The following is a 21,495-nucleotide window of genomic DNA, read 5'->3' on the forward strand; positions in this document are numbered from 1 at the left end:
GCCGTGAACCAGCCAGCCGTATCGCCGACGCTCGACACGCTGTTCCAGCGCACGCTGATGCGGCAGCCGCACGCGACCGCCCTGCTCGACCCCCTCAACAAGGCGCGCGTGACCGGGCACCAGCCGCGGCGGATGAGCTATGCCGAGGCCGATACCGCCATCGAGGCGCTGTCGGCCTATTTCGTCGAATCGGGCCTGCCGGCCAATTCCGTCATCGCAATCCAGCTGCCTGCTACGGTCGAGTTCGTGCTGACCGTGCTCGCCGCCCATCGCGCCGGCCTCGTCGTCGCCGTGCTGCCGCTGCTCTGGCGCCACGCGGAACTGACCGCAGCGCTCAACCGCACCGCGGCGCGCGCCATCGTCACCATGAGCAAGGTCGACGGCGTCAGCTATGCCGACCTCGCGATGCACGCTGCGGCCGAGGCGTTCTCGATCCGCCATGTCTGCGGCTTCGGCACCGACCTGCCCGAGGGCATGGCCTCGCTCGACGATGTGCTGGCCCGCCCGCCCGGCACCACGCGTGCCGTGATCCAGGACGGCCGCAAGGCGGCGATGATCTCCTTCGACGTCACGGCGGAAGGCTTTCGTCCGGTGCCGCGGCCGCATTTCAGCCTGATCGCCGGTGGCCTCGCGATGTCACTGGAGGCCGACATCAAGCAGGGCGCGACCGTGATGGCGGCGTTCACGCCGATGTCGTTCGCCGGCCTCGCCTCCTCGCTCGCGGTCTGGCTGCTCTCGGGCGGTGCGCTGGCGCTGCATCATCCGTTCGAGAACGACGTGCTGGAGCAGCAGATCAACGAGCATGAATGCGAGGTGCTGATCGCGCCCGCGCAGCTCGCGCTGCGGCTTGGCGATTCCGACCTGGCGGCACGGATGCCGACCTTGCGCAACGTCATCGGCCTGTGGCGCGCGCCCGAGCAGGTGGCGGCAAGCGATGCCTGGATCGCGCCGCATGCGCCGCTGACCGACGTCTATCTGTTCGGCGAGGCCGGATTGTTCGGCGCCCGCCGCGGCGAGGACGGCATGCCGGTGGCGGTGATGCCGGGGCCGCACGGCGCCCCGCGCGAACAGTCCGGCTCCTCCATCGCCGGCGAGATCCTGCTGACGCCGAAGGGCACGCTCGGCCTGCGCGGGGCGATGGTGCCGATCGCGGCCTACGCGCCGCCGCAGCCGGTCGGCGATACGCTGATCGCGCAGCCGCCGCGCGACTATGTCGACACCGGCTATGCGGCGCGGCTCGACCGTCCTAGCGGTGCGATCTGCATCACCGCGCCGCCCTCCGGCATCATGGCCGTCGGCGGCTACCGCTTCCTCTCCAACGACCTCCAGGAATGGGCGCGCCGGCTCGGCCAGGGCGCCCTGCTCACCGCGCTGCCCGACCGCCTCTCCGGTCACCGGCTGGCGGGCCGGGCCCAGGACAACGCCCGCGCCCGCGAGGCGCTCAACGAGCTCGGGCTTAACCCCCTGATGGTCGAGGCTTTTCGCGACCGCTCCGGGGCGGCCTAGGCGCATTTTGAACCCATCCGTTGACGCTGCATTAAGGCGGCCAAACTAGATTGCGCAGCATCTGTCGCGTGATCCGAGTTTGCGATGTCCCAGGCGGGCCCGATCCTCTTTGTATCCAATGCCGAGCGCCCCGCCTTCGTTGCGGCGCTGGACGAGGCCCGTCTCTTTCCCGTGGTCGACACCGACTGGGCCAGCGCGGCGCGCGCGGTCGAGCAGGTGCAGCCGGCCGCGGTTCTGGCCGCAATGAACAGTGGATATGAGCCGTATCTGGCGCTGCTCGCCAGGAAGATCGCCGACCAGTCGCCCTACCTTCCTTTCGTGGCCCTCGACGCAGCGGGCGCGCTGCCGCACAACGCCCTGCCCTTCTCTTCGCGCGGCAATCCCGACCGCCTGAGCGCGCGGCTCCGCGCAGCGCTGCGCGTCCGCACCCTTCATGCCACCGTGCTGCGCCGGCTGCCGGAGGTGAAGGTCGCGCTCCCGCAGAGCGATCCGTCGCGCGATGCCACCGTGCTCCTGATCGGCCGCGGCGCGGCCTATCCCGCACTCTCCGTCGCTCTCGGCGAACGCGTCGGCGTCATCGGCGCGCTCTCGATCGAGGCCGCGGCCAAGCATCTCAACACCCGCGACATCGACGGCGTCGTGCTCGCCGAAGGCTTTACCGCGCGCGTCACCGATGCCTTCCTCACGGTGCTGGCCGAGGACACCCGCTTCCGCAGCCTGCCCGTGATCGTCACCGCGCACCAGCTCGTTCAGACGTACGACCTGCCCAATCTCGAGCTCATCCCGGGCGAGCCGGCGAAAGTCGCCGCCAACGCGCTGCCGCTGATCCGCCAGCACGCGCTGGAAGCGCAACTGAGCCGCACGCTGCGCTCGATCGATGCCGGCGGCTGGCTCGATCCGCGCAGCGGCCTGCTCACGACGGAAGCCTTTGCCCGCGACTTCTCCAAGGCTGTCGAGCAGACGCTTGCCCGCGGCGGCGGCCTGTCGGTGGCACGCTTCGCCTTCGATCCCTCAAATCCTCGCGCCCAGCTCGATGCCGCGCGCATCCTGAGCCGCCTGATGCGGCAGATGGACTTCGGCACGGCGCAGAAGGACGGCTCGGTCATCGTCGTCTTCGCCGAGACCGACTTCCGCACCGCCCACATGATCGCCCGCCGCCTCTCCGCGGTGATGCGGCACACCTCCAACGGCAAGCACGAGATGCGCAGCGATCCCGTGGTCAGCGTGGACTCGCTGTCGTCGTCGGATACGGCAAGGTCGTTGCTGGCGCGGCTGTCCGCCGACGCCTCGCGCGCGGCGTCGTAGTCAACCGCCAGCGTTCCTTGATCTGTTGCTTGTCTTGACGTCCGCCGTCGGGCCTCGGCGGCTCAGCTCATCATGAGCTTGATCTGGCCGTCCTCAAAGGCTCCCATCGCGAGAGCGTCGCGAGCCATCTTTTCGACGGCCGGCCAATTCGCGAGAAGGTATTTTTGCGCCTGCGCCTTGGTTGGGAGCGTGGTTTGCAAAATACAGGTCTGCCGCGCGTTCCCGTTCGCGATCTGAAAGGACACGGCCTGGGGCCCCTCTTTGAGCTCTTGCTCGGTGGGCTTGGGAAATTTGCGCATGCGGCTCCTTCTCGGGGCTCAGCGAACCGGTGCGGTGACGCCGGACGCTTGATCGGAGCGGGCCATCCCGGCCGCGATCTTCCCGGCTTTCGCTGGGCGATTCGACTCTCCGCCGGGCTCCGTGTTGCGGACCGCCTCGGCCAGCATCTCGCGAAGCTCAGCCTTTGTCTTGGGTGCTTGTCGCGTCGTCGACTTCTGCCAGTTTGTCATGCCCCTTATATGGGGATGATCGAGCTAAATGCCACTCTTCGCGTTCGTGCTGGCCGATAGAGCGGGAGTAGCCAGGAGAAAGCCGACAGAATCGTGCAGGAGTTCGTAGGCACGGTCGACGATATCGTCCAGGGATATGGTCTTGGCGAACATGCGCTGCGCCTCAGCCAGCAACTGCTCGCGGGTCGGCATGCTGGACAGGCGCAAGTCGGCACGGTGCTGCAACAGACTGAGTGCGTCCCTGACCGACAATTCGGTCTCGTGGATCGACGTTCTGATCGCGAGCGCGATGTGTTCAGGATCAAAGCGAGCGGCGAGCTGCTCGGCCGCTTGCTTGACCACGCGTGATCCCAGCCGATGCTCGTTGCGCAGAACCTGCCTGGGCGGCAACTTCAGATCCCGGACAATCCCGAGCCAGGACAAGGCCACCAGGACGTAATAGGTCAGATCAACCTCATACCAGTAGAACCCCTGACGGGCGCTGGCCTGGTAGGCGTGATGGTTGTTGTGCCACCCCTCGCCCATCGTCAACAGGGCGAGCAGCCAGTTGTTGCGGGAGTCGTCGCCGGTCACATACCGCCTGCGTCCGTGGACATGTGCGAGGGAGTTGATGCAGAACGTGGCGTGATACAGAACCACGGTGCTCCACATAAATCCGACCACGAGCCCCGACCACCCGGCAATGAGGAAGCACAGACCCGCGAGCACGACCGCGGGCAACAGCTCCAGCCTGTGCAGCCACATCAACTCGGGATACGACGCCAGATCCGATACTTTCACGAGGTCGGTCGCATCGTGCTGCCGGTAGAATATCCAGCCGACATGACTGTACACGAAGCCCTTGTGTCGGGGTGAGTGCACATCATGCGCCGTATCCGAGTGCAGATGATGATGGCGGTGTTTGGCGGCCCACCACAGCACGCTCTTCTGGGCGCTGCTCTGGGCAAGGAAGGCAAGGATGAACTGGAACACCCGGCTCGTCGCGTAAGCCCGATGCGAGAAGTAGCGATGATATCCGGCGGTGATCCCAAACATGCGCAACCAATAAAGCGCGGCGCAGATCGCGATGGCCTGCCACGAGACGCCCGACCAGATCGCCGCGACGCATCCCGCATGGATCAATACAAACGGCAGGACCTGCGGATACATGACGTCGTCGTGTTCCTGATCGGAGTCCTGGCCTGAATCGATATTGGTAGACACGCTCGCGACCTCAGCTGTTTCGATGGGCGGGCCAACCCGCAACCGGTCTAAAAAAACCCGCGGCCGGTAAACCAGTCGCGGGTCGAGAGAACCAGAAGCTCTGCCAGTACATCCGTGGTCAAAGCAACATAGTACCGATTGCGGCAGCCTAGGCGGCGCGCAGATTTTCCGCAGCAGACTTGCCGGTCCGGCGGTCCGCGACGATTTCGAAGGAAACCTTCTGCCCCTCGTTGAGGGTGCTCATGCCGGCGCGTTCGACTGCGCTGATATGAACGAAAACGTCCTGGCCGCCCTGGTCCGGCTGAATGAAGCCGAAACCCTTTTGGCCGTTAAACCACTTCACAGTTCCCGTATTCATGGGGTCGTCCTTTAACATAGATAAGGCTTTGGAACCGCGCTCAAGAGCGCAGTCAGCGAATTCGAGATCTGGAGGGAGGGTCGTCAGTCAGGCACGCTTAACAGCGGCGAGGCCAAGTCGTTCGGCCGAAACTCGATGAAGCCAATATGGCTGTTGTTCGGGCATTCCACAAGAGGCCATATGTCGCTGTTTTCGGACCCAAGTGTTCCGTGGACGGCCGCGCGCGCCCCATCCGTGTGGAAGAGGCTCGGTGGCGGCATGGGCGCCGCAGCGTTAGAGCCAAGCCTTGTCAGCTTCGGAACTTACGGTTTGTAGCGGAGCGCGCCAATGAAAGCAGACAATGCGGGCGGCGTCTGCCGCCGGCTAGGGTGATAGAGGTAATAGCCGGGGAAGGTCGGGCACCATTTCTCCAGAATTCGCTTGAGCCGCCCGGCCCGGACGTCCGCCGCCACCTCATCCGCGTAGACATACGCAATGCCTTGCCCCGCCAGGGCGGCCTCGCGAGTCAGATCGGCGTTGTTGAACACGAGCGGCCCCTCGACGCGCACCTGGAACGGTCGCCCCTTCTCCTCGAAGTCCCAGGCGTAAAGCCCACCCGACCTGACATGCCGGTAGTTGATGCAACGATGGCCGGCGAGTTCGCGGGGCGTCCTGGGCACTGGATGGTCGGCGAAATACGAGGGCGCACCGACCACGGCCATCCGGATGTCCGGCCCGATGCGGACCGCGATCATGTCCTTCTCGACGATGTCGCCGAAACGGATGCCGGCGTCGATGCGGTCCGCGACGATGTCGGTCAGATTGTCATCGACGATCATGTCCACCCGGATATCGGGATGGGCCGCGAGGAAGCGCGGCAAGACCGGCATCACCACGGACGAGACCGCGTGCTTGGTTGCCGTAACGCGGACGGTGCCGGACGGCTTGCCGCGCAGGGCGCCGACTGCATTTACGCCTGAGGAAATCTCGTCCAGCGCGGGACGCAGCGAACGCAGCAGCGTCTCGCCCGCCTCGGTCGTCGATACCGAGCGCGTGGTCCGCGACAGCAGCCGCACCCCGAGCCGTTCCTCCAGGCTCTTCATGGCGTGGCTCAATGCCGGCTGGGACCTGCCGAGCTCGGCCGCCGCGCGCGTGAAACTGCCCTGCTCCGCGACCGCCGCAAACGCGGCGAGGTCATAAAGATCGTCCCGTTTCATTCATGCACCACATGCATAAGCTTAAGCGGATTATAGCGCCTAATCGGAATCGACAACCAGGGTTATCTGGCTGTGTGCGGGCCCTGGCCGGCGGTCTGCGCGCGATAGTCCGTAAGGAGCGAACTCATGAAGCTTGTGGTGAACAACCGAGAGGTCACGATCGATGCCGATCCTGCGATGCCCCTGCTCTGGGCGCTGCGCGACGTTATCGGGCTGACCGGCACCAAGTTCGGGTGTGGCGCCGCCCAATGCGGCGCCTGCACGGTGCATATGGATGGCGAAGCCATTCGTTCCTGTATCACGCCCGTCTCCGACGCCGAGGGCAAGAAGCTCACCACCATCGAAGCCGCGACCGACGGCACCGACCGCGTCGGTGCCGCGGTGCATGCAGCCTGGATCAAGCACGACGTGGCGCAGTGCGGCTACTGCCAGAGCGGCCAGATCATGAGCGCCATTGCCTTGCTCAAATCGCTGCCGCGCGGCCAGCAGCCCACCGCCGACAGTATCGACGCGGCCATGGCCGGCAACATCTGCCGCTGCGGCACCTATGTCCGCATCCGCGCCGCCGTGGCCGACGCCGCCCGCACGCTCGCCTGAAGGAGCCGCCATGTTACCCAACATCGACTACAGTGAACTGCCGCGCGCGCTCCAGCACATGCTGGAACGGGGGCAGACCGTGAAGACGCTACCGCGCCGCAGCTTCCTGAAACTCGCCGGCGCCACCGGGCTGGCGCTCGGCGCCTTTCCTCACATCGCGGTGGCCGATGCGGCCGCTGGTGGCAAGGCCGCCAGCAGTCTCAAGCCGACGCAGCAGCCGTCAGCCTTCGTCCAGATCCCGGCAACGGCGAAGTCACTGTGACCATCAACCGACTTGAATTCGGACAGGGCGTCCACACCGCGTTGCCGATGATCCTGGCGGAGGAGCTCGACGCCGACTGGAGCCTGGTGCGCAGCCGGCACGGCACGAGTGATGCGGCCTACACCGATCCGCTGTACGGCATTCATATCACCGGCGGCTCCAATTCGATCAAGAACAGCTTTTCGCAGTATCGCGAGCTCGGCGCACGCGCACGGGCCATGCTGCTCGGAGCCGCCGCAGCGCGCTGGAAGGTCGATGTGGCCGCGCTGCGCACGCAGGCCGGTACGGTGCTTGGCCCCGGCGACCGCAAGCTTGGCTACGGCGAACTGGCCGAGGCCGCCATGACGCAGCCGGTGCCTGAGAAGGTTGCGCTGAAGGATCCGAAGGATTTTCGCATCATCGGCCGCCCCACGCCGCGCCTGGATGCGCGGGCCAAGAGCAGCGGGCGACAGGATTTCGGCATCGATGCCCGCCTGCCCGGCCAGTTGACCGCCGTCGTGGCGCGTCCGCCGGTGTTCGGGGCGCGCCTTGCCGCGGTGGACGATGGCGCGGCGCGCGCCGTCAAGGGCGTCAAGGCCGTCCTGCGCGTGCCGCTGGATGGCGGCGCCGAAGGCGTCGCGGTGGTGGCCGACGGATACTGGCAGGCCACGCAGGGCCGCGACGCGCTGAAGCTAACGTGGGACACCGCGAAGGTGGAGAAGGTCGACAGCGAACGGCAGCTCGCCCAGTATCGCGAGCTGGCCAGCCGCCCCGGACCGCGCAAGTTCGACGCCGACATGGCGCCGCTCAACTCAGCCCCTCGGCAATTGGAAGCGGAGTTCGTATTCCCCTACCTCGCTCACGCGGCGATGGAGCCCTTGAACTGCACTGTTTCGCTTAGCGAAGGTCGCGCCGAACTGTGGTTCGGCAGTCAGTGTGCCGGCCTCGACGCGGCCGCGGCGGCACGCGTGCTGAACCTGAAGCCTGAGCAGGTCACGGTGAACGTGCAAATGGCCGGCGGCGGCTTCGGCCGGCGCTTCTCCAGCACGAGCGACGTCGCGGTCGAGGCCTGCGAGATCGCCAAGGCTGCGCGCGCCGCTGGCCTGAACGCACCTGTGCGCACGCTGTGGAGCCGCGAGGATGACATGCGGGGCGGCTTCTACCGTCCGATGCACCTCCATCGCGCCCGCATCGGCTTCGACGAACAAGGCAACGTACTGGCCTGGGACCATGTCATTGTCGGCCAATCCGTCACCACGGGCTCCGTGTTCGAGCAGTTCCAGGTGAAGAACGGCATCGACCGTACCGCCACTGAAGGCATGCGCGAACCTTACCCGCTGCCAATGCGCCTGACCGTGCATCACCCCAAGCTCAACGTGCCGGTGCTGTGGTGGCGCAGCGTCGGCTCCACCCACACCGCCTTCGTGATGGAGACGCTGCTCGACGAGATCGCCCGCGCGACGCAGCAGGATCCGGTTGCTTATCGCATGCGGATGTTCGGCGACAAGCATCTGCGCCACAGGGACGCGCTGCAACTGGCGGTGGACAAGAGCGGCTACGGCAAGACGCGCCTGCCCGAGGGCCGGGCCTGGGGCGTCGCCGTGCACGAGTCCTTCAGCTCCGTGGTGGCCTATGTGGTGGAAGCCTCGGTGAAGGACGGCCGGCCCGTGCTCCATCGCGTAACCGCCGGCGTGCATTGCAATCTGGCAGTCAACCCACGCACCGTGGAGGCCCAGGTGCAGGGCGCCGCCGTCACCGGTCTCTCCATGTGCCTGCCGGGCTCCGCCATCACGCTCAAAGACGGCGTCGTCGAACAGAGCAACTTTGACGGCTACACGGTGGCGCGCATCACCGACATGCCCGAGTTCAATGTCCACATCGTACCCAGCGCCGATCCGCCGACCGGCATGGGTGAACCCGGCCTGCCACCCCTGGCCCCGGCATTCGCCAATGCCATCGCTCAACTGACCGGCAAGTCGCTACGTCAGCTACCCTTCAACATCGAAAACAAGAGCCGACCATGAGCAAGGTCTGGTTCATCACGGGTGCAGGTAGCGGCATCGGCGCTGCAACGGCAAGGGCGGCACTGAAGGCAGGCGACCGGGTGGTCGCAACTGGCCGCAATCTCGATAAGGTCCGTCGAGCTCTGCACGACGTTGCAGGCGACAACCTCGTGTTCGTCCAGCTGGACGTCGCCAACGAGGCACAGGCGAAGCCTTCGATCGACGCGGCGATCCGCGCGTTCGGGCGCATCGACGTTCTCGTCAACAATGCCGGCTACAGCCTGCTCGGCAATTTCGAGGAGTTGAGTACCGCTGAAATCGAGCAGCTGATCGCGACCAATTTCTACGGCGTGATGTACATGATGCGCGCGGTGCTTCCGGTGATGCGCAAGCAGAGATCGGGCAGGATCATAAACATCAGCTCCCTCGCAGGTGTCGTCGGCTTCAAACACTGCGCAGCCTATTGCGCTGCGAAGTTCGCCGTCGAAGGCCTGTCGGCATCGGTGGCCCACGAAGTGGAGCCGTTCGGTATCAAGATCATCACGGTCGAACCCGGCTTCTTCCGGACGGACCTTCTCGAAGCTCACAATGCCAAATATGCCCGGAGCTCTATCGAGGACTACGCGGCGGAAGGCCCTGCTGAAAATATGTGGTCAGGCTATCACGGCGCCCAGCAGGGTGATCCGGCCAGGCTTGCCGACGTCCTGGTCAAGATCGCCGGGATGGACAATCCACCCAGGCAGTTCGTAGCCGGCAGCGATGCGCTTGCAGTGGTACAGCCAGCGCTCGAAGCTCGGCTTGAGGAGTTGCTAGCTCACGCGGATCTCTCCAAGTCGACGGACGGCCCCTTCTGAGGCCCTTCGGCCGCCCGATGCGGCAGATGGACTTTGGCGCGGCGCGCAGCGATCCCGTGGTCGCTGCGGATCACTGTCGCCGTCGGATACGGCTGGTCGTTGCTGGCGCGGCGCTTGGCCGACGCGTCCCGCGCGGCGTCATAGCTCCGATCTCGGATGCTGCAGGATGGGCAAAGGCGCCCTTGCGCCGCGTCCACCATCTCCCTGCGGCGATGATAAAGGGTGGGCACGCTTCGCTTTGCCCACTCTACGCCACTGCTGTTGCAGTGCCCCTCGCTCTCATCTATCAAATTGAACAAGCCGGCAGAACCACATTCGCCACGTCGCAACGCGCCGGTCTTGCGCCGACGCTTCACAGCGACGCGCTGTTGCGAGCTCGCCAAGGACTCTCAGATGCATCCCACCGATCTGCCCACGCAACCCGGCGTCGTTCGTCCCGGCGCGATCGGTCACAGCCGCGCAGTCGTCGGCCGCAATTTCGCGTTCATGCCGCCTGAAGGCGTCTTGAAGAGCCGGCTGCCGGCGTGGGAGTCAACGACTGTGCGTTTTCTGGCGGCGCCGACCCTCGGAGCCGATTTTGCCCAGTTCATGCTGGAAATCGAGCCCTCGGGCGGCACGGCCCAGCCGATCTGCGTGGACATTCAGCACTTCTTCTACGTCGTCACGGGAGCCGTCGACATCAGCATCGGCACCGAACCTCCGACCTCACTGACAGCAGGCGCCTTTGCCTACGTTCCGGCCAACACGTCCTTCACGATGAGCTGCCATCCCGCTGCTCCCGCCCGCGTTCTCGCGGTCAAGAAGCGTTATGAAACGGCTGACGGCATCGCGTCACCGGCGGCAATCATCGGTCAACAACAATCGATGCCGATAACGAACCATACCGGACTGGAGGGGCGCGGCTTCAAGCACTTGCTTCCAATGGGCGACTTGCGGTTCGATTTCGAGATGAATCTGATGTTCTTCCAACCCGGCGTCTGCTTTCCAGCCGTCGAGACCCATATCATGGAACACGGGTTGTTCATGCTGGAGGGGCAAGGTTTGTATTATCTTGGCGATAGCTGGCACGAAATCTGGGTTGACGACTTCATCTGGATGGGATCGTTCTGTCCGCAGCAATTCTATCCGACCGGTTCGAACCGAGCGGTCTACCTTCTGTACAAGAACGTCAACCGGGACGTGGTCCTCTGACAAGCGTCGCAGGACACCGGCGCGATTCTGCGGAGCGGAAGCGATAGTCGCTCCCTACGCCGCCTTCTTGGCCTGCGCCAGTTGCGCCAGCTGCCGCATGATCTCCGTGGTGCCGGCGAGCCGCTCTTCCGGGGTCTCCCAGTCCTGCAGGAACACCACCTTCATGTCGGGCCGCACCTTCGCGGCCTGGCCGTGGCTGCGGATGAACGTCACCAGGCGATCGGGATAGGCGAAGGAATTGTCGCGGAAGGCGATGACGGCGCCCTTCGGACCGGCATCGATCTTCTCGACATTGGCCCTGCGGCAGAACGCCTTGATCGCGGCGACCTTGAAGAGATAGCGCACCTCGTCCGGCAATACGCCAAAGCGGTCGCGCATCTCGGCGCCAAAATTCTCGATCTCCTCCTCGGTGTCGAGATCGGCCAGGCGCCGGTACAGCGACAGGCGAACCGAGAGATCGCTGACGTAATCCTCCGGGATGAGCACGGGCATGCCGATGGTGATCGACGGCGACCAGCGGTCGGCGGCCGGCTCGGAGACGCCGGCCTTGAGGTTCACGATCGCCTCCTCCAGCATCGACTGGTAGAGCTCGAAGCCGACCTCCTTGATGTGGCCCGACTGCTCCTCGCCGAGCAGATTGCCGGCGCCGCGGATGTCGAGGTCGTGCGAGGCGAGCTGGAAGCCTGCGCCCAGCGTCTCCAGCGATTGCAGCACGGTGAGCCGGCGCTCGGCCTGCGCCGTGATCTTCTGCTGTGCCGGCAGCGTGAACAGCGCGTACGCCCGCAGCTTGGAGCGGCCGACGCGGCCGCGGAGCTGATAGAGCTGGGCGAGGCCGAACATGTCGGCGCGATGCACGATCAGCGTGTTGGCGTTGGGAATGTCGAGGCCGGATTCGACGATCGTGGTCGAAAGCAGGATGTCGAACTTGCCGTCGTAGAACGCGGTCATGATGTCCTCGATCACGGCGGGCGGCATCTGCCCGTGCGCGACCGCGACCTTCATCTCCGGCACGTTCTTGTCGAGGAAGTCCTTGACCTCGGCGAGGTCGTCGATGCGCGGCACCACGTAGAACGCCTGGCCGCCGCGATAGCGTTCGCGCAAGAGCGCCTCGCGGATCATCAAGGGATCGTGCGGGGCGACGAAGGTGCGCACCGCAAGGCGGTCGACCGGGGGCGAGGCAATGATCGAGAGCTCGCGCACGCCGGTGAGCGCCAGCTGCAGCGTGCGCGGGATCGGCGTCGCCGACAGCGTCAGCACGTGCACCTCGGAGCGAAGCGCCTTCAGCCGTTCCTTGTGAGTGACGCCAAAATGCTGCTCCTCGTCGACGATGACGAGGCCGAGATCGCGGAACTTGATCGCCTTGCCGAGCAGCGCGTGGGTGCCGACGACGATGTCCACCGAGCCGTCGGCGATGCCCTTCTTGACCTGGTTCAGCTCCTTGGTCGGGATCAGGCGCGAGGCCTGCGCCACGTTCACCGGAAAGCCCTTGAAGCGGTCGGTGAAGGTTCTTGCGTGCTGGCGCGCCAGCAGCGTGGTCGGCACCACGACAGCGACCTGCTTGCCTTCGAGCGCCACGGCAAAGGCCGCGCGCAAGGCCACCTCGGTCTTGCCGAAGCCGACATCGCCGCAGATCAAACGGTCCATGGGACGGCCGAGTTCGAGGTCCTTCAGGGTCGATTCGATCGCCCCGAGCTGGTCTTCGGTCTCGTCATAGGGGAAGCGCGCACAGAATTCGTCATAGAGGCCCGGCTGCACCGGCAGCTTTGGCGCCTCGTGCAAATGGCGCGCGGCGGCGATCTTGATCAGCTCGCCCGCGATCTCGCGGATGCGGTTCTTGAGTTTCGCCTTGCGGGTCTGCCAGCCGCTGCCGCCGAGACGGTCGAGCTCGACCGTGGTCTGGTCGGAGCCGTAGCGGGACAGCAGCTCGATGTTCTCGACGGGGAGGAACAGCTTGGTCTCGGCGGCGTAGTGCAGCTCGAGACAATCATGCGGCGCGCCGGCGACGTCGAGCGTTTGCAGGCCGACGAACCGGCCAATGCCGTGATCGACGTGGACCACGATGTCGCCGGCGGCAAGGCTCGTTACTTCCGAGATGAAATTGTCGAGCTTGCGGCTCGCCCTGCGCGGCCGCACCAGGCGGTCGCCGAGGATGTCCTGCTCGCTGATGAGCGCGATCTCGTCGGTCTCGAAGCCGCTGTCCAAGCCGAGCACGGCGAGCATGGTCTCGTTGCGCGGGGTCGCCTGCACCGTGCGCCAGCTGTTGACGCTGGTGGTGTGGGTCAGCTTGTGGTCGCGCAGCATCGAGGTCATGCGATCGCGCGAGCCTTCGCTCCACAGCGTGATCACGACCTTCTTGCGCTGCGCCTGCAGAGCCATCACGTGGCTGACCACGGATTCGAACACGTTGACGGTGGTGTCGTTGCGCTCCGGCGCGAAGTCGCGGCCCTTGCGTGCACCGGCATCGACGACACCAGTGCCATCCGCCGGCACGGAGAATTGCGTGAGGCGCGCCAGCGGGATGTCGCCGAGGCGCTTGGTCCACTCCTCTTCGGTGAAATACAGCCGGTCCGGCGGCAGCGGCTTGTAGATGGCGCCGTCGCCCGGATGCTCCATGGCATCGCGGCGGGCCTGGTAATAGTCGAGGATCTGCTTGAAGCGCTCGCGGACGGCGTCCTCGGCCTGCGGCTCGATCGCGACGGCCGCGCCTTGCAGATAGTCGAACAGCGTGTCCATCCGGTCCTGGAACAGCGGCAGCCAGTGCTCCATGCCGGGATGGCGGCGGCCTTCGCTGACGGCCTCGTACAGCGCATCGTCGCGCTCGGGCGCGCCGAACTCGGCGACATAGCCCATGCGGAAGCGGCGGATGGTGTCGGTGACGAGCTGGAATTCGGAGACCGGGACGAGGTCGAGCGAGCGCATGTCGAGCAGCGTGCGCTGGGTCTCGGCGTCGAAGGAGCGGATCGATTCCAGGCTGTCGCCGAAGAAGTCGAAGCGCACGGGCTGCTCGAGGCCGGCCGGAAACAGGTCCAGAATGCCGCCGCGCACGGCATATTCGCCGGGCTCGCGCACGGTCGAGGAGCGGTTGTAGCCGTTGTGCTCGAGCCAGGCGACGATGGTGTCCATCGGCACGACGTTGCCGGGGGCGACCGACAGCGCCTGCGCCGCGACGAGCTCGCGCGCCGGCACGCGCTGCACCACGGCGTTGACCGTCGTCAGCACGATCAGCGGCTTGTCGCTACCGGTCAGGGGGGCAAGCCGCGCCAACGTCGTCAGGCGTTGCGCCAAGATACCGCCATGCGGCGAGACGCGGTCGTAGGGCTGGCAGTCCCAGGCCGGGAAGGTCAGCACCGGCAGATCGGGCGCGAAGAACTGCAACGCGCGTTCGAGCTGCTGCATCCGCGCGCCGTCGCGGCAGACCACCGCAAGGCTGACGGCCGGCTTCTTCGGCCGCGCCGCGATGGCCCGCGCCAGATCCGAGATGACGAGGCCTTCGGCACCTTCCGCGACATTGGCAAGCGTCAGGGCGCGGCCGGGCATGAGCAGCTCGGCCGGCGATTTCATCCCCTGCTTCATGCGTCGCGGTCCGCGATCGGAAACGCCTTGATGCGGGCAAACAGCGCGCCGGTGACGTCGGCCGGCAGCACCTTGTCGCCGGTGATGGCGGCATAGAGGTCGGGATCGTTGACCTCGAGCAGTTGCTCGAGCTCGTCGAGCTCGGCATCGGACAAATTGCCGATCTGGGCGTCCGCGAAGCGGCCGAGGATCAGGTCCATCTCGCGCGTGCCGCGGTGCCAGCAGCGGAACAGCAGCCGCTTGCGGCGGTCGTCCAGCCCGTTGCTCGATCGTGTCGTTCCCGTCATGTCTCAATTCCAGTCAAACGCCGAAAGCCCGGACGTGCCGGGCGGGGGTGATATAGCTACTTGGGCGGCCGGTGTCAGCTCTTTGTTGGCGCACTGCTGTCTGCCAATTCGTCATGGCCGGGCTTTGTCCCGGCCATCCACGCAGGGCCGCGAAAAAAGACGTGGATGCCCGGCATAAAGCCGGGCATGACGGGCCGAAACGATCCTAGATTCCCCCGATGCGCCCCAGCCTGCTCAATCCGCTGTTTGCTCCCGTGACCAGCCTGCCCGGCGTCGGTCCGAAGCAGGACAAGCTGTTGCAGTACCTGCTCAGCCGCAACGAGACGCCGCGGCTGGTTGACCTTCTGCTGCACTTGCCGAGCCAGGTCATCGACCGCCGTGCCCGGCCGAAGATTCGCGATGCCGTGCAGGGAACCATGGTGACGCTGGAGGTGACCGTCGACCGCCACCGCCCGCCCCCGCCGCGCAATGCCCGGGCGCCCTATCTCGTGTACGCCAGCGACGATACCGGCGACGTCGTGCTGACGTTCTTCCGCGCCAAGCCGGGCTATGTCGAAAAGCTGCTGCCCGTCGGCGAGAAGCGCTACGTCTCCGGCACGCTCCAGATGTATGACGGCATGCCGCAGATCGTGCATCCCGACCGGGTGCTGGACGAGGAGGCGATCTCAAAACTCTCCGGCATCGATCCGGTCTATCCCTTGACGGAGGGCCTGGCGCTCGGCTCGCTGCGCCGCGCGATCGCGCAAGCGCTCCAGAAATTGCCCGCCTTGCCGGGATGGATCAGCCCGGAGGTGATGCGCCGCTGCCACTTCCCGCCAATCGCGGAAGCCCTCACCCGCGTGCACCAGCCGGTCGAGCTCACGGACATTTTGCCCGATCAGCCGTTCTGGTCCCGCCTCGCCTTCGACGAACTGCTGGCCGGCCAGCTCGCGCTGGCGCTGATCCGCGCGCAATTGCGCCGCCCGGCCGGCGTACGCAATGCCGGCGATGGCCATCTGCGCAACAAGATCATCGACGCGCTGCCCTATGCGTTGACGCCTTCCCAGCGCGATGCGGCCGCGGCGATCGCAAACGATCTGCAACAGCCGGTGCGCATGCTGCGCCTGCTCCAGGGTGACGTCGGCTCCGGCAAGACGGTGGTGGCGCTGCTGGCGGCCGCAGCGGTGGCCGAAGTCGGCAAGCAGGCCGCGCTGATGGCCCCGACGGAAATCCTGGCGCGCCAGCACATCACGACCATCGCGCCGCTGGCGGAGCGCGCCGGTATGCGCGTCGCGATCCTCACCGGCCGTGAAAAGGGCAAGGAGCGACGCGAGATCATCGCCCAGCTCGCCGAGGGCGAGATCGATCTGCTCGTCGGCACCCACGCGCTGATCCAGGACGACGTGATCTTTCGGGACCTCGCGCTTGCCGTGGTCGACGAGCAGCATCGTTTTGGCGTGCGCGAACGGCTCGCGCTGACATCGAAGGGCGAAGCCGTCGACGTGCTGGTGCTGAGCGCAACCCCGATCCCGCGCACGCTGGTGCTAACGTATTTCGGCGACATGGATATCTCCGAGCTGCGCGAGAAGCCGGCGGGCCGCCAGCCGATTGACACCCGCGCGGTGGCGATGAGCCGCCTCGGCGAAGTCATGGACGGCGTCGGCCGCGCGCTCGAGTCCGGCAAGCTGGTCTACTGGATCTGCCCGCTGGTCGAGGAATCCGAGGCCGAGGGCACCGAGCACCTCACCAACGCGACCAAACGCTTCGAGAGCCTGCAGAAGCGCTTTGGCGACCGCGTCGGTCTGGTCCACGGCCAGATGAAGGGCACCGAGAAGGATCGCGTGATGGGCCAGTTCGCGGCCCACGAGATCGGCCTTCTCGTCGCCACCACCGTGGTTGAAGTCGGCGTCGACGTGCCCGCCGCCACCATCATGGTGATCGAGAACGCCGAGCGTTTCGGCCTCGCCCAGCTGCATCAGCTCCGCGGCCGCATCGGCCGCGGTTCGGAGGCCTCGACCTGCATCCTGCTCTACTCGGAGCCGCTCGGCGAGATGTCGAAGGCGCGGCTGAAGGTGATCCGCGAGACCACCGACGGTTTTCGCATCGCCGAGGAGGATTTGAAGCTGCGCGGCGAAGGCGACGTGCTGGGCGTGCGCCAGAGCGGCCTGCCCGGCTACCGCATCGCGCGCTCGGAGGTGCACGGCCAGCTCATCACCCAGGCTAGAGACGAGGCGTTGCGCATCCTCAAGGACGATCCGAAGCTGAAGGGCGAGCGCGGCGAGGCGCTGCGGTGCCTCTTGTATCTCTACGAGCGGGACGAGGCGATCCCGTTGATCGGGGCGGGTTAGCTCGCCGAGCCGTATACAACCTGACGCGCGTGCTCAACATTGTCGGCGTCGAGCCTCTGGTCCGTTATTGGCGCAATGATCTGAAGGCTGCGCGTACCTCATCTGAAAACAGCTTCGGCTCCTCCCAGGCGGCGAAATGTCCGCCACGTTCGACCTCGTTGAAGTAGGCGAGGCCGGGGTACATAATCTCGACCCAACTTCGGGGCGCAGCAAAGATTTCGCCGGGGAACGTCGTAAATCCCACGGGAACCGCGACCGCAGGAGGAGACTTGCCGGCCGCACGGGCTGCGGCCTGTCCGGCCTCCCAGTACCACCGTGCGGCCGAGGCCCCAGTGCCCGTCAGCCAGTACAGCGTGATGTTGTCGAGGATGCTGTCCCGGGTGAGATTGCCCGCGGGCTTACCCTCCACGAACGCTCGGGAAATCTTGTAGTAGCTGTCCGTGTCATGGTCGAGCATCCAGCTCGCGAGCCCGAGGGGTGAATTCAGCAGGGAGTAGCCGATCGTCTGTGGCCGCGTCGACTGCTCCAGGAAGTAGCCAAAGCCACTCGCCCTAAACGTCGCGGCCGCCTTCTGCGCCGCGCGTTCCTTCTCGGATTCTGCGGGCAGCTTGTCGGACATTGCCGCCACACCCGCGAGCAAGTTGACGTGGATGCCGAGAAGTCCCTTGGGTGCCTGGCGCCCCATCGCATCCGTTACTGCCGCTCCTACGTCGCCACCCTGGGCGACGTAGCGCGTGTAGCCGAGACGATCCATCAGCACCGCCCACGCACGCGCGATGCGCGCGGCGTCCCAGCCGAGTTCGGTCGGCTCACCCGAGAAGCCGTAGCCAGGCAAGGACGGCAGCACCAGGTGGAATGCATCGTCGGGAGTGCCACCATACTTGGTCGGGTCAGCCAGGGGACCGACGGTATCGAGGAGTTCGATGACCGAGCCAGGCCAGCCGTGCGTCATGATCAGCGGCAGCGCGTTCTCATGCCGGGACTTGACGTGGATGAAATGGATCTTCACCCCGTCGATCACGGTCGTGAACTGTGGCAGTGCGTTCAGCCGTGCCTCGCACTTGCGCCAGTCGTACTCAGTCGACCAGTAGCGGGCGAGCGCCCGCAGCGTCGCCAACTGCACACCCTGCGACCGATCCTCAACGAGCTCTTTGGTGGGCCAGCGCGTGGCCGCGAGGCGCCGGCGGAGATCAGCGAGGTCTTCACCCCGGACATTGACGCGGAAGGGAAGAATTGCGTCGGCTTTGGTCGTACCAAGTGGGGCCCCTCCTTGCTTCGATTGCGCGCGTGCAGCGACGAAATGTATTGGAAGCAAGCTGACGGCACCAGTTGCGGCTGCCCCTGCGAGAAGGCTGCGCCGGGTGGGTGACGAGGAGATTGCGGTCATGGTCGGCCTCCTTGTTTACAAGCCCGCTCCTAGACTAGTGAACTGCGATGCGTCGGCCGCTTCGAACTGTAAAAATGATTGCAGGTGCTGGGCCAAGCGTATGAGCAAATATTCGGATGATAGCTTTGCTGCCCAGGGACCGTACTAAAAACAGCATACAATAGAATCCACCCACCGTCTGATGACAAGATGTTGGGGGCAACATCCTTCGAAGAGATTGCCGCCTTGGGCTGCGCTGGGCCACCCGTGAGCTTCCCTCGCAAGAGCGCGCAGCGACTACTTCTCATCAGGCCGGCTCGAGCTCTCGATCTGAGCGCGCTGATGTCTCCACATGCCAAACGGCGCAACCACGAGCTGAGCAGCGCACAGCCGACCATCCAGGCAATCGCGATCCAAGTCCGGGTGGTGACAGACGAGCGCCCGCCGTCTCCTCCTCGTCATTGCGAGCGCAGCGAAGCAATCCAGAGTCTTTCCGCAGAGGGATTCTGGATTGCTTCGCTGCGCTCGCAATGACGATGCGGGGAAGATCTCTTCACACCTCGACCAAATCGACTCGTGGAGACTCCCCCTCACCCGGCATGCGCGCGCAGGAACCTGCTGTGCTCCGCTTCGGTCGCCTCATTGGCCGGAAACATGCACTCGAGTCGCAGCTCTTCCGCCGTCACGGTCTGCGGCGTTCCGACCGTCGTGATCAGGGAGAAATAGTCGAGCGTCACGCCGTCCTTGACGAAGGTGAGCGGGACCATCGGCATCGCATCGGAGGCCGATGGCGCGCGCCATTCCGGCTGCACGCCCGGGTATCGCGACAGCTCGCCCAGCAGGGCCTTGGTCCTGACGTCGACGACATGCCCGACCGCCTCGCGATGGACGCGCGCCAGCAGGCTGCGGGCGGTCTGCGGCCAGTTCGCGATGAAGGGGCGCATGCCGTCCGGATCGAACATCAGATGCAGCAGGTTCCGCGGAACGGGGCGCGCCGACAGGTCGATGAAGCAGCTGAACAGCAGCGGCGCGGCGTCGTTGGTCATCAGCACGTTCCAGTACCGGTCCATGACGATGGCCGGAAACGGCTCGTGCTGACGCAGCATGCGGCCAAGCGCGCGATTGATGCTCGCCATCGCGGGCGTATCGAGCGCGGGATCGGAATATGACGGCGCGTAGCCGGCGGCCAGCAGCAGTTCGTTTCTCTCGCGCAGCGGGACGTCGAGGGCCTGTGCGAGATCGAGCAGCATCTGGCGGCTCGGGACGCTGCGGCCGCTCTCGACAAAGCTGATGTGCTTCTGCGAGACGCCAGCATCGAAGGACAGATCGAGCTGCGTCTTGCCGCGAATGTCTCGCCATTGACGCAGCAGCGCGCCCACGGAGGTCGCGCGTTCCCCAAGAGCGCTAGCCAAAGCTTTCATGCTCGAACGATCCTTCCCGTCAGAGGTGCCGAGTCGCCAACGCGAGCAATGGTGCCCCGGATCCCGAGGCACCATGTGGGTCGCCGATGACGGACAATCAACCGAAGGCGACCGGGCCAACTGCCCCGACCCAGTGACTCACCTTGGTGTCGTCCCGCTCGTCCATGTAGAAGAAGTGCGTCATCGTGGGATGCACCGTCTTCATCGAGGGATCGTCGGGCGTCATGTCGACGACGCCCCGAAACACCTTCAGCGAGCCGGCATCCCAATATTCGGTGACGTGATGCAGCGCGGTGAAGCCGGTGTCGATGAAGGCCTTCAGATTGGCGCGGATCGCTTCCCGACCTTTCCAATCCGCCACACCGAGATTGCAGACCGCATCATCTGCGAAACAGTCGAAGCCCTTCCCGAAAGTCTTGTCGTCGATCTCCTTCCACATGTCGAGCAGCCATTGCGGCGGCTGCTTCCGCGTAAACACGACTTGCATCTCTCTCTCCTCATGCTGCGACACGCGCCCGCCGGGAGCGTCGATCGAACGCTTCCCGGCAGGCGGATGAGCAGGAGAGTAGCCGGGCCGCGAATTGGCTCAATTACATGTGAGGTAATAAAGCGAGCCTGGGAGGCGTGACCGTTGCCCGAGGCTCGCGCTGCCTGTGGTGCATGACGACTAGGCCTTCTTCTGCGCGATGCTCGCGGCGAATGCCTTCATCAGCGACGCATCCGCCGCCTCGCCCTTCGCGTCCTCGGCGAGATGCTCGAACCAGCGCGCAAAACCCTCGTAGATCTGGCTGGCCGGATGATCGGCGCCGAGGAAGCCGGAAATCTCCCGCATCTCCGCGACCCAGCGATAGGCCTTCGGGATCATGTCCGGCAGCGCGACTTCGAGCCGCGCCAGAACCGCGGGCTGGCTCAGCGCGAGCTCGTCGCGCAGCGCGTCCGCAGCGCCTGCTTTAGTTGCCGCGATCACCATGGCCGAGCCGATGCCGGCGAGGCCCTTGACGATGCCGGCATAGGACATCTTCAAAGCCGACGCCGCGCCGACCGGGCCTTCGACGATCCGCACGTCGAGGCCGAGGTCCTTCAGCACGGCGACATCGCCAGCGTGCTCGCCGGACATGTAGAAGGCCGGGCTCTTGCCGCCGGGCTGCGGCGGGAAGCCGATGATGCCGGCATCGACGAATGGCGCCTGCGCCGAACCGATGATCTCCTCGATCCTGCGCACGGTGTCGACGTTGACGGCGTTACAATCGACCACGACGGGCTTCTTCGCGCGCCGGACGATCAGCGCGGCCAGGCGCTCGGCGAGCGCAACGGCCTCACCCGGCGGCACGATCGAGAGGATGATGTCGGCCTCGGCGATCGCCTCGTCGTCCGCGCCGATCATGCCGGCATCCGCCGCGCGTTTTTGCGTCGCCTCGCTCCGCCCCTTCAACGACGTCAGCACGCGCGCGCCGTTTTCGTTGAGGCGGCGGGCCACGGCGCTGCCCATGGCGCCGGGCGCGAGGATCGCAATGGTCTTGGGCGTCGTCTTGGACATCGTGCACTCCAGATCGAACAT

18 protein-coding genes and 1 pseudogene are annotated in these 21,495 nt (G+C 65.7%); 9 read left to right on the plus strand and 10 right to left on the minus strand.

What is annotated here, in order from left to right:
• Window positions 1-3: 3 nt before the first annotated feature.
• Together XI08_RS35610 and XI08_RS35615 are read left to right on the plus strand one after the other, a co-directional pair.
• Entirely contained in the window at window positions 4-1,506 is a 1,503-nt protein-coding gene (locus XI08_RS35610) for a class I adenylate-forming enzyme family protein (RefSeq protein ID WP_271577992.1), read from the plus strand.
• 84 nt (window positions 1,507-1,590) lie between these two features.
• The gene (locus XI08_RS35615) at window positions 1,591-2,811 is read left to right on the plus strand and encodes a GGDEF domain-containing protein (RefSeq protein WP_135175359.1); all 1,221 of its coding nucleotides are present in this window, start codon (window positions 1,591-1,593) and stop codon (window positions 2,809-2,811) included.
• 62 nt (window positions 2,812-2,873) lie between these two features.
• Here the strand turns inward: XI08_RS35615 and XI08_RS35620 are convergent, their stop codons facing one another.
• The 4 genes from XI08_RS35620 to XI08_RS35635 all read right to left on the minus strand — a co-directional run bounded on the left by XI08_RS35620 (window position 2,874) and on the right by XI08_RS35635 (window position 6,077).
• Window positions 2,874-3,110 (minus strand): hypothetical protein, encoded by a 237-nt coding sequence (locus XI08_RS35620; protein ID WP_271577993.1) that lies wholly within the window; start codon window positions 3,108-3,110, stop codon window positions 2,874-2,876.
• A 234-nt stretch (window positions 3,111-3,344) separates the two neighbouring features.
• On the minus strand, window positions 3,345-4,469 hold the full coding sequence (locus tag XI08_RS35625; protein WP_271578167.1) for an acyl-CoA desaturase: 1,125 nt from the start codon (window positions 4,467-4,469) through the stop codon (window positions 3,345-3,347).
• A 202-nt stretch (window positions 4,470-4,671) separates the two neighbouring features.
• Entirely contained in the window at window positions 4,672-4,881 is a 210-nt protein-coding gene (locus XI08_RS35630) for a cold-shock protein (protein ID WP_027542880.1), read from the minus strand.
• Window positions 4,882-5,183: 302 nt separating this feature from the next.
• Window positions 5,184-6,077: a LysR family transcriptional regulator gene (locus XI08_RS35635; protein WP_271577994.1), complete on the minus strand. Its 894-nt coding sequence runs from the start codon at window positions 6,075-6,077 to the stop codon at window positions 5,184-5,186.
• 126 nt (window positions 6,078-6,203) lie between these two features.
• On the opposite strand from XI08_RS35635, the gene XI08_RS35640 reads away from it, so the two are divergent.
• From XI08_RS35640 to allE, 6 genes and pseudogenes are all read left to right on the plus strand, one after another.
• A complete protein-coding gene (locus tag XI08_RS35640; protein ID WP_092181635.1) occupies window positions 6,204-6,674 on the plus strand; it encodes a (2Fe-2S)-binding protein in 471 nt (156 codons plus the stop codon).
• Between the two features lie 10 nt (window positions 6,675-6,684).
• Window positions 6,685-6,936, plus strand: a complete 252-nt coding sequence (locus XI08_RS35645) for a twin-arginine translocation signal domain-containing protein (RefSeq protein WP_271577995.1) — start codon at window positions 6,685-6,687, stop codon at window positions 6,934-6,936.
• Window positions 6,915-8,348, plus strand: a pseudogene (locus tag XI08_RS35650) (molybdopterin cofactor-binding domain-containing protein); the annotation flags it as partial. The gene XI08_RS35645 and the pseudogene XI08_RS35650, both read left to right, overlap by 22 nt.
• 60 nt (window positions 8,349-8,408) lie before the next feature.
• Window positions 8,409-8,939, plus strand: a complete 531-nt coding sequence (locus XI08_RS35655; RefSeq protein WP_271578168.1) for a molybdopterin cofactor-binding domain-containing protein — start codon at window positions 8,409-8,411, stop codon at window positions 8,937-8,939.
• Window positions 8,936-9,772: an SDR family NAD(P)-dependent oxidoreductase gene (locus tag XI08_RS35660; RefSeq protein WP_271577996.1), complete on the plus strand. Its 837-nt coding sequence runs from the start codon at window positions 8,936-8,938 to the stop codon at window positions 9,770-9,772. The genes XI08_RS35655 and XI08_RS35660 overlap by 4 nt, the downstream gene beginning before the upstream one ends.
• Window positions 9,773-10,165: 393 nt before the next feature.
• Complete coding sequence (gene allE / locus XI08_RS35665; RefSeq protein ID WP_271577997.1) at window positions 10,166-10,963, plus strand: (S)-ureidoglycine aminohydrolase; 798 nt, start codon at window positions 10,166-10,168, stop codon at window positions 10,961-10,963.
• A 54-nt stretch (window positions 10,964-11,017) separates the two neighbouring features.
• Here allE and mfd read toward each other — a convergent pair whose 3' ends face one another.
• Window positions 11,018-14,536 carry a transcription-repair coupling factor gene (gene mfd, locus XI08_RS35670; protein ID WP_271577998.1) on the minus strand — a complete coding sequence of 1,173 codons (3,519 nt, stop codon included), beginning with the start codon at window positions 14,534-14,536 and terminating at the stop codon, window positions 11,018-11,020.
• The gene (locus XI08_RS35675) at window positions 14,533-14,823 is read right to left on the minus strand and encodes an FAD assembly factor SdhE (RefSeq protein WP_271577999.1); all 291 of its coding nucleotides are present in this window, start codon (window positions 14,821-14,823) and stop codon (window positions 14,533-14,535) included. The genes mfd and XI08_RS35675 overlap by 4 nt, the downstream gene beginning before the upstream one ends.
• A 218-nt stretch (window positions 14,824-15,041) precedes the next feature.
• On the opposite strand from XI08_RS35675, the gene recG reads away from it, so the two are divergent.
• On the plus strand, window positions 15,042-17,150 hold the full coding sequence (gene recG, locus XI08_RS35680; RefSeq protein ID WP_271578000.1) for an ATP-dependent DNA helicase RecG: 2,109 nt from the start codon (window positions 15,042-15,044) through the stop codon (window positions 17,148-17,150).
• A gap of 64 nt (window positions 17,151-17,214) precedes the next feature.
• On the opposite strand, the gene XI08_RS35685 is transcribed toward recG, so the two are convergent.
• The 4 genes from XI08_RS35685 to XI08_RS35700 form a co-directional block, all read right to left on the minus strand.
• Complete coding sequence (locus tag XI08_RS35685; protein WP_271578001.1) at window positions 17,215-18,537, minus strand: epoxide hydrolase family protein; 1,323 nt, start codon at window positions 18,535-18,537, stop codon at window positions 17,215-17,217.
• Between the two features lie 569 nt (window positions 18,538-19,106).
• Complete coding sequence (locus tag XI08_RS35690; RefSeq protein WP_271578002.1) at window positions 19,107-19,937, minus strand: helix-turn-helix domain-containing protein; 831 nt, start codon at window positions 19,935-19,937, stop codon at window positions 19,107-19,109.
• Window positions 19,938-20,034: 97 nt separating this feature from the next.
• The gene (locus tag XI08_RS35695) at window positions 20,035-20,424 is read right to left on the minus strand and encodes a nuclear transport factor 2 family protein (RefSeq protein WP_271578003.1); all 390 of its coding nucleotides are present in this window, start codon (window positions 20,422-20,424) and stop codon (window positions 20,035-20,037) included.
• 180 nt (window positions 20,425-20,604) lie between these two features.
• Entirely contained in the window at window positions 20,605-21,474 is an 870-nt protein-coding gene (locus XI08_RS35700) for an NAD(P)-dependent oxidoreductase (RefSeq protein ID WP_271578004.1), read from the minus strand.
• Window positions 21,475-21,495: the final 21 nt, after the last annotated feature.

The organism is Bradyrhizobium sp. CCBAU 11361, assembly GCF_028128935.1.
In the GTDB taxonomy this organism is placed as follows: domain Bacteria; phylum Pseudomonadota; class Alphaproteobacteria; order Rhizobiales; family Xanthobacteraceae; genus Bradyrhizobium; species Bradyrhizobium niftali.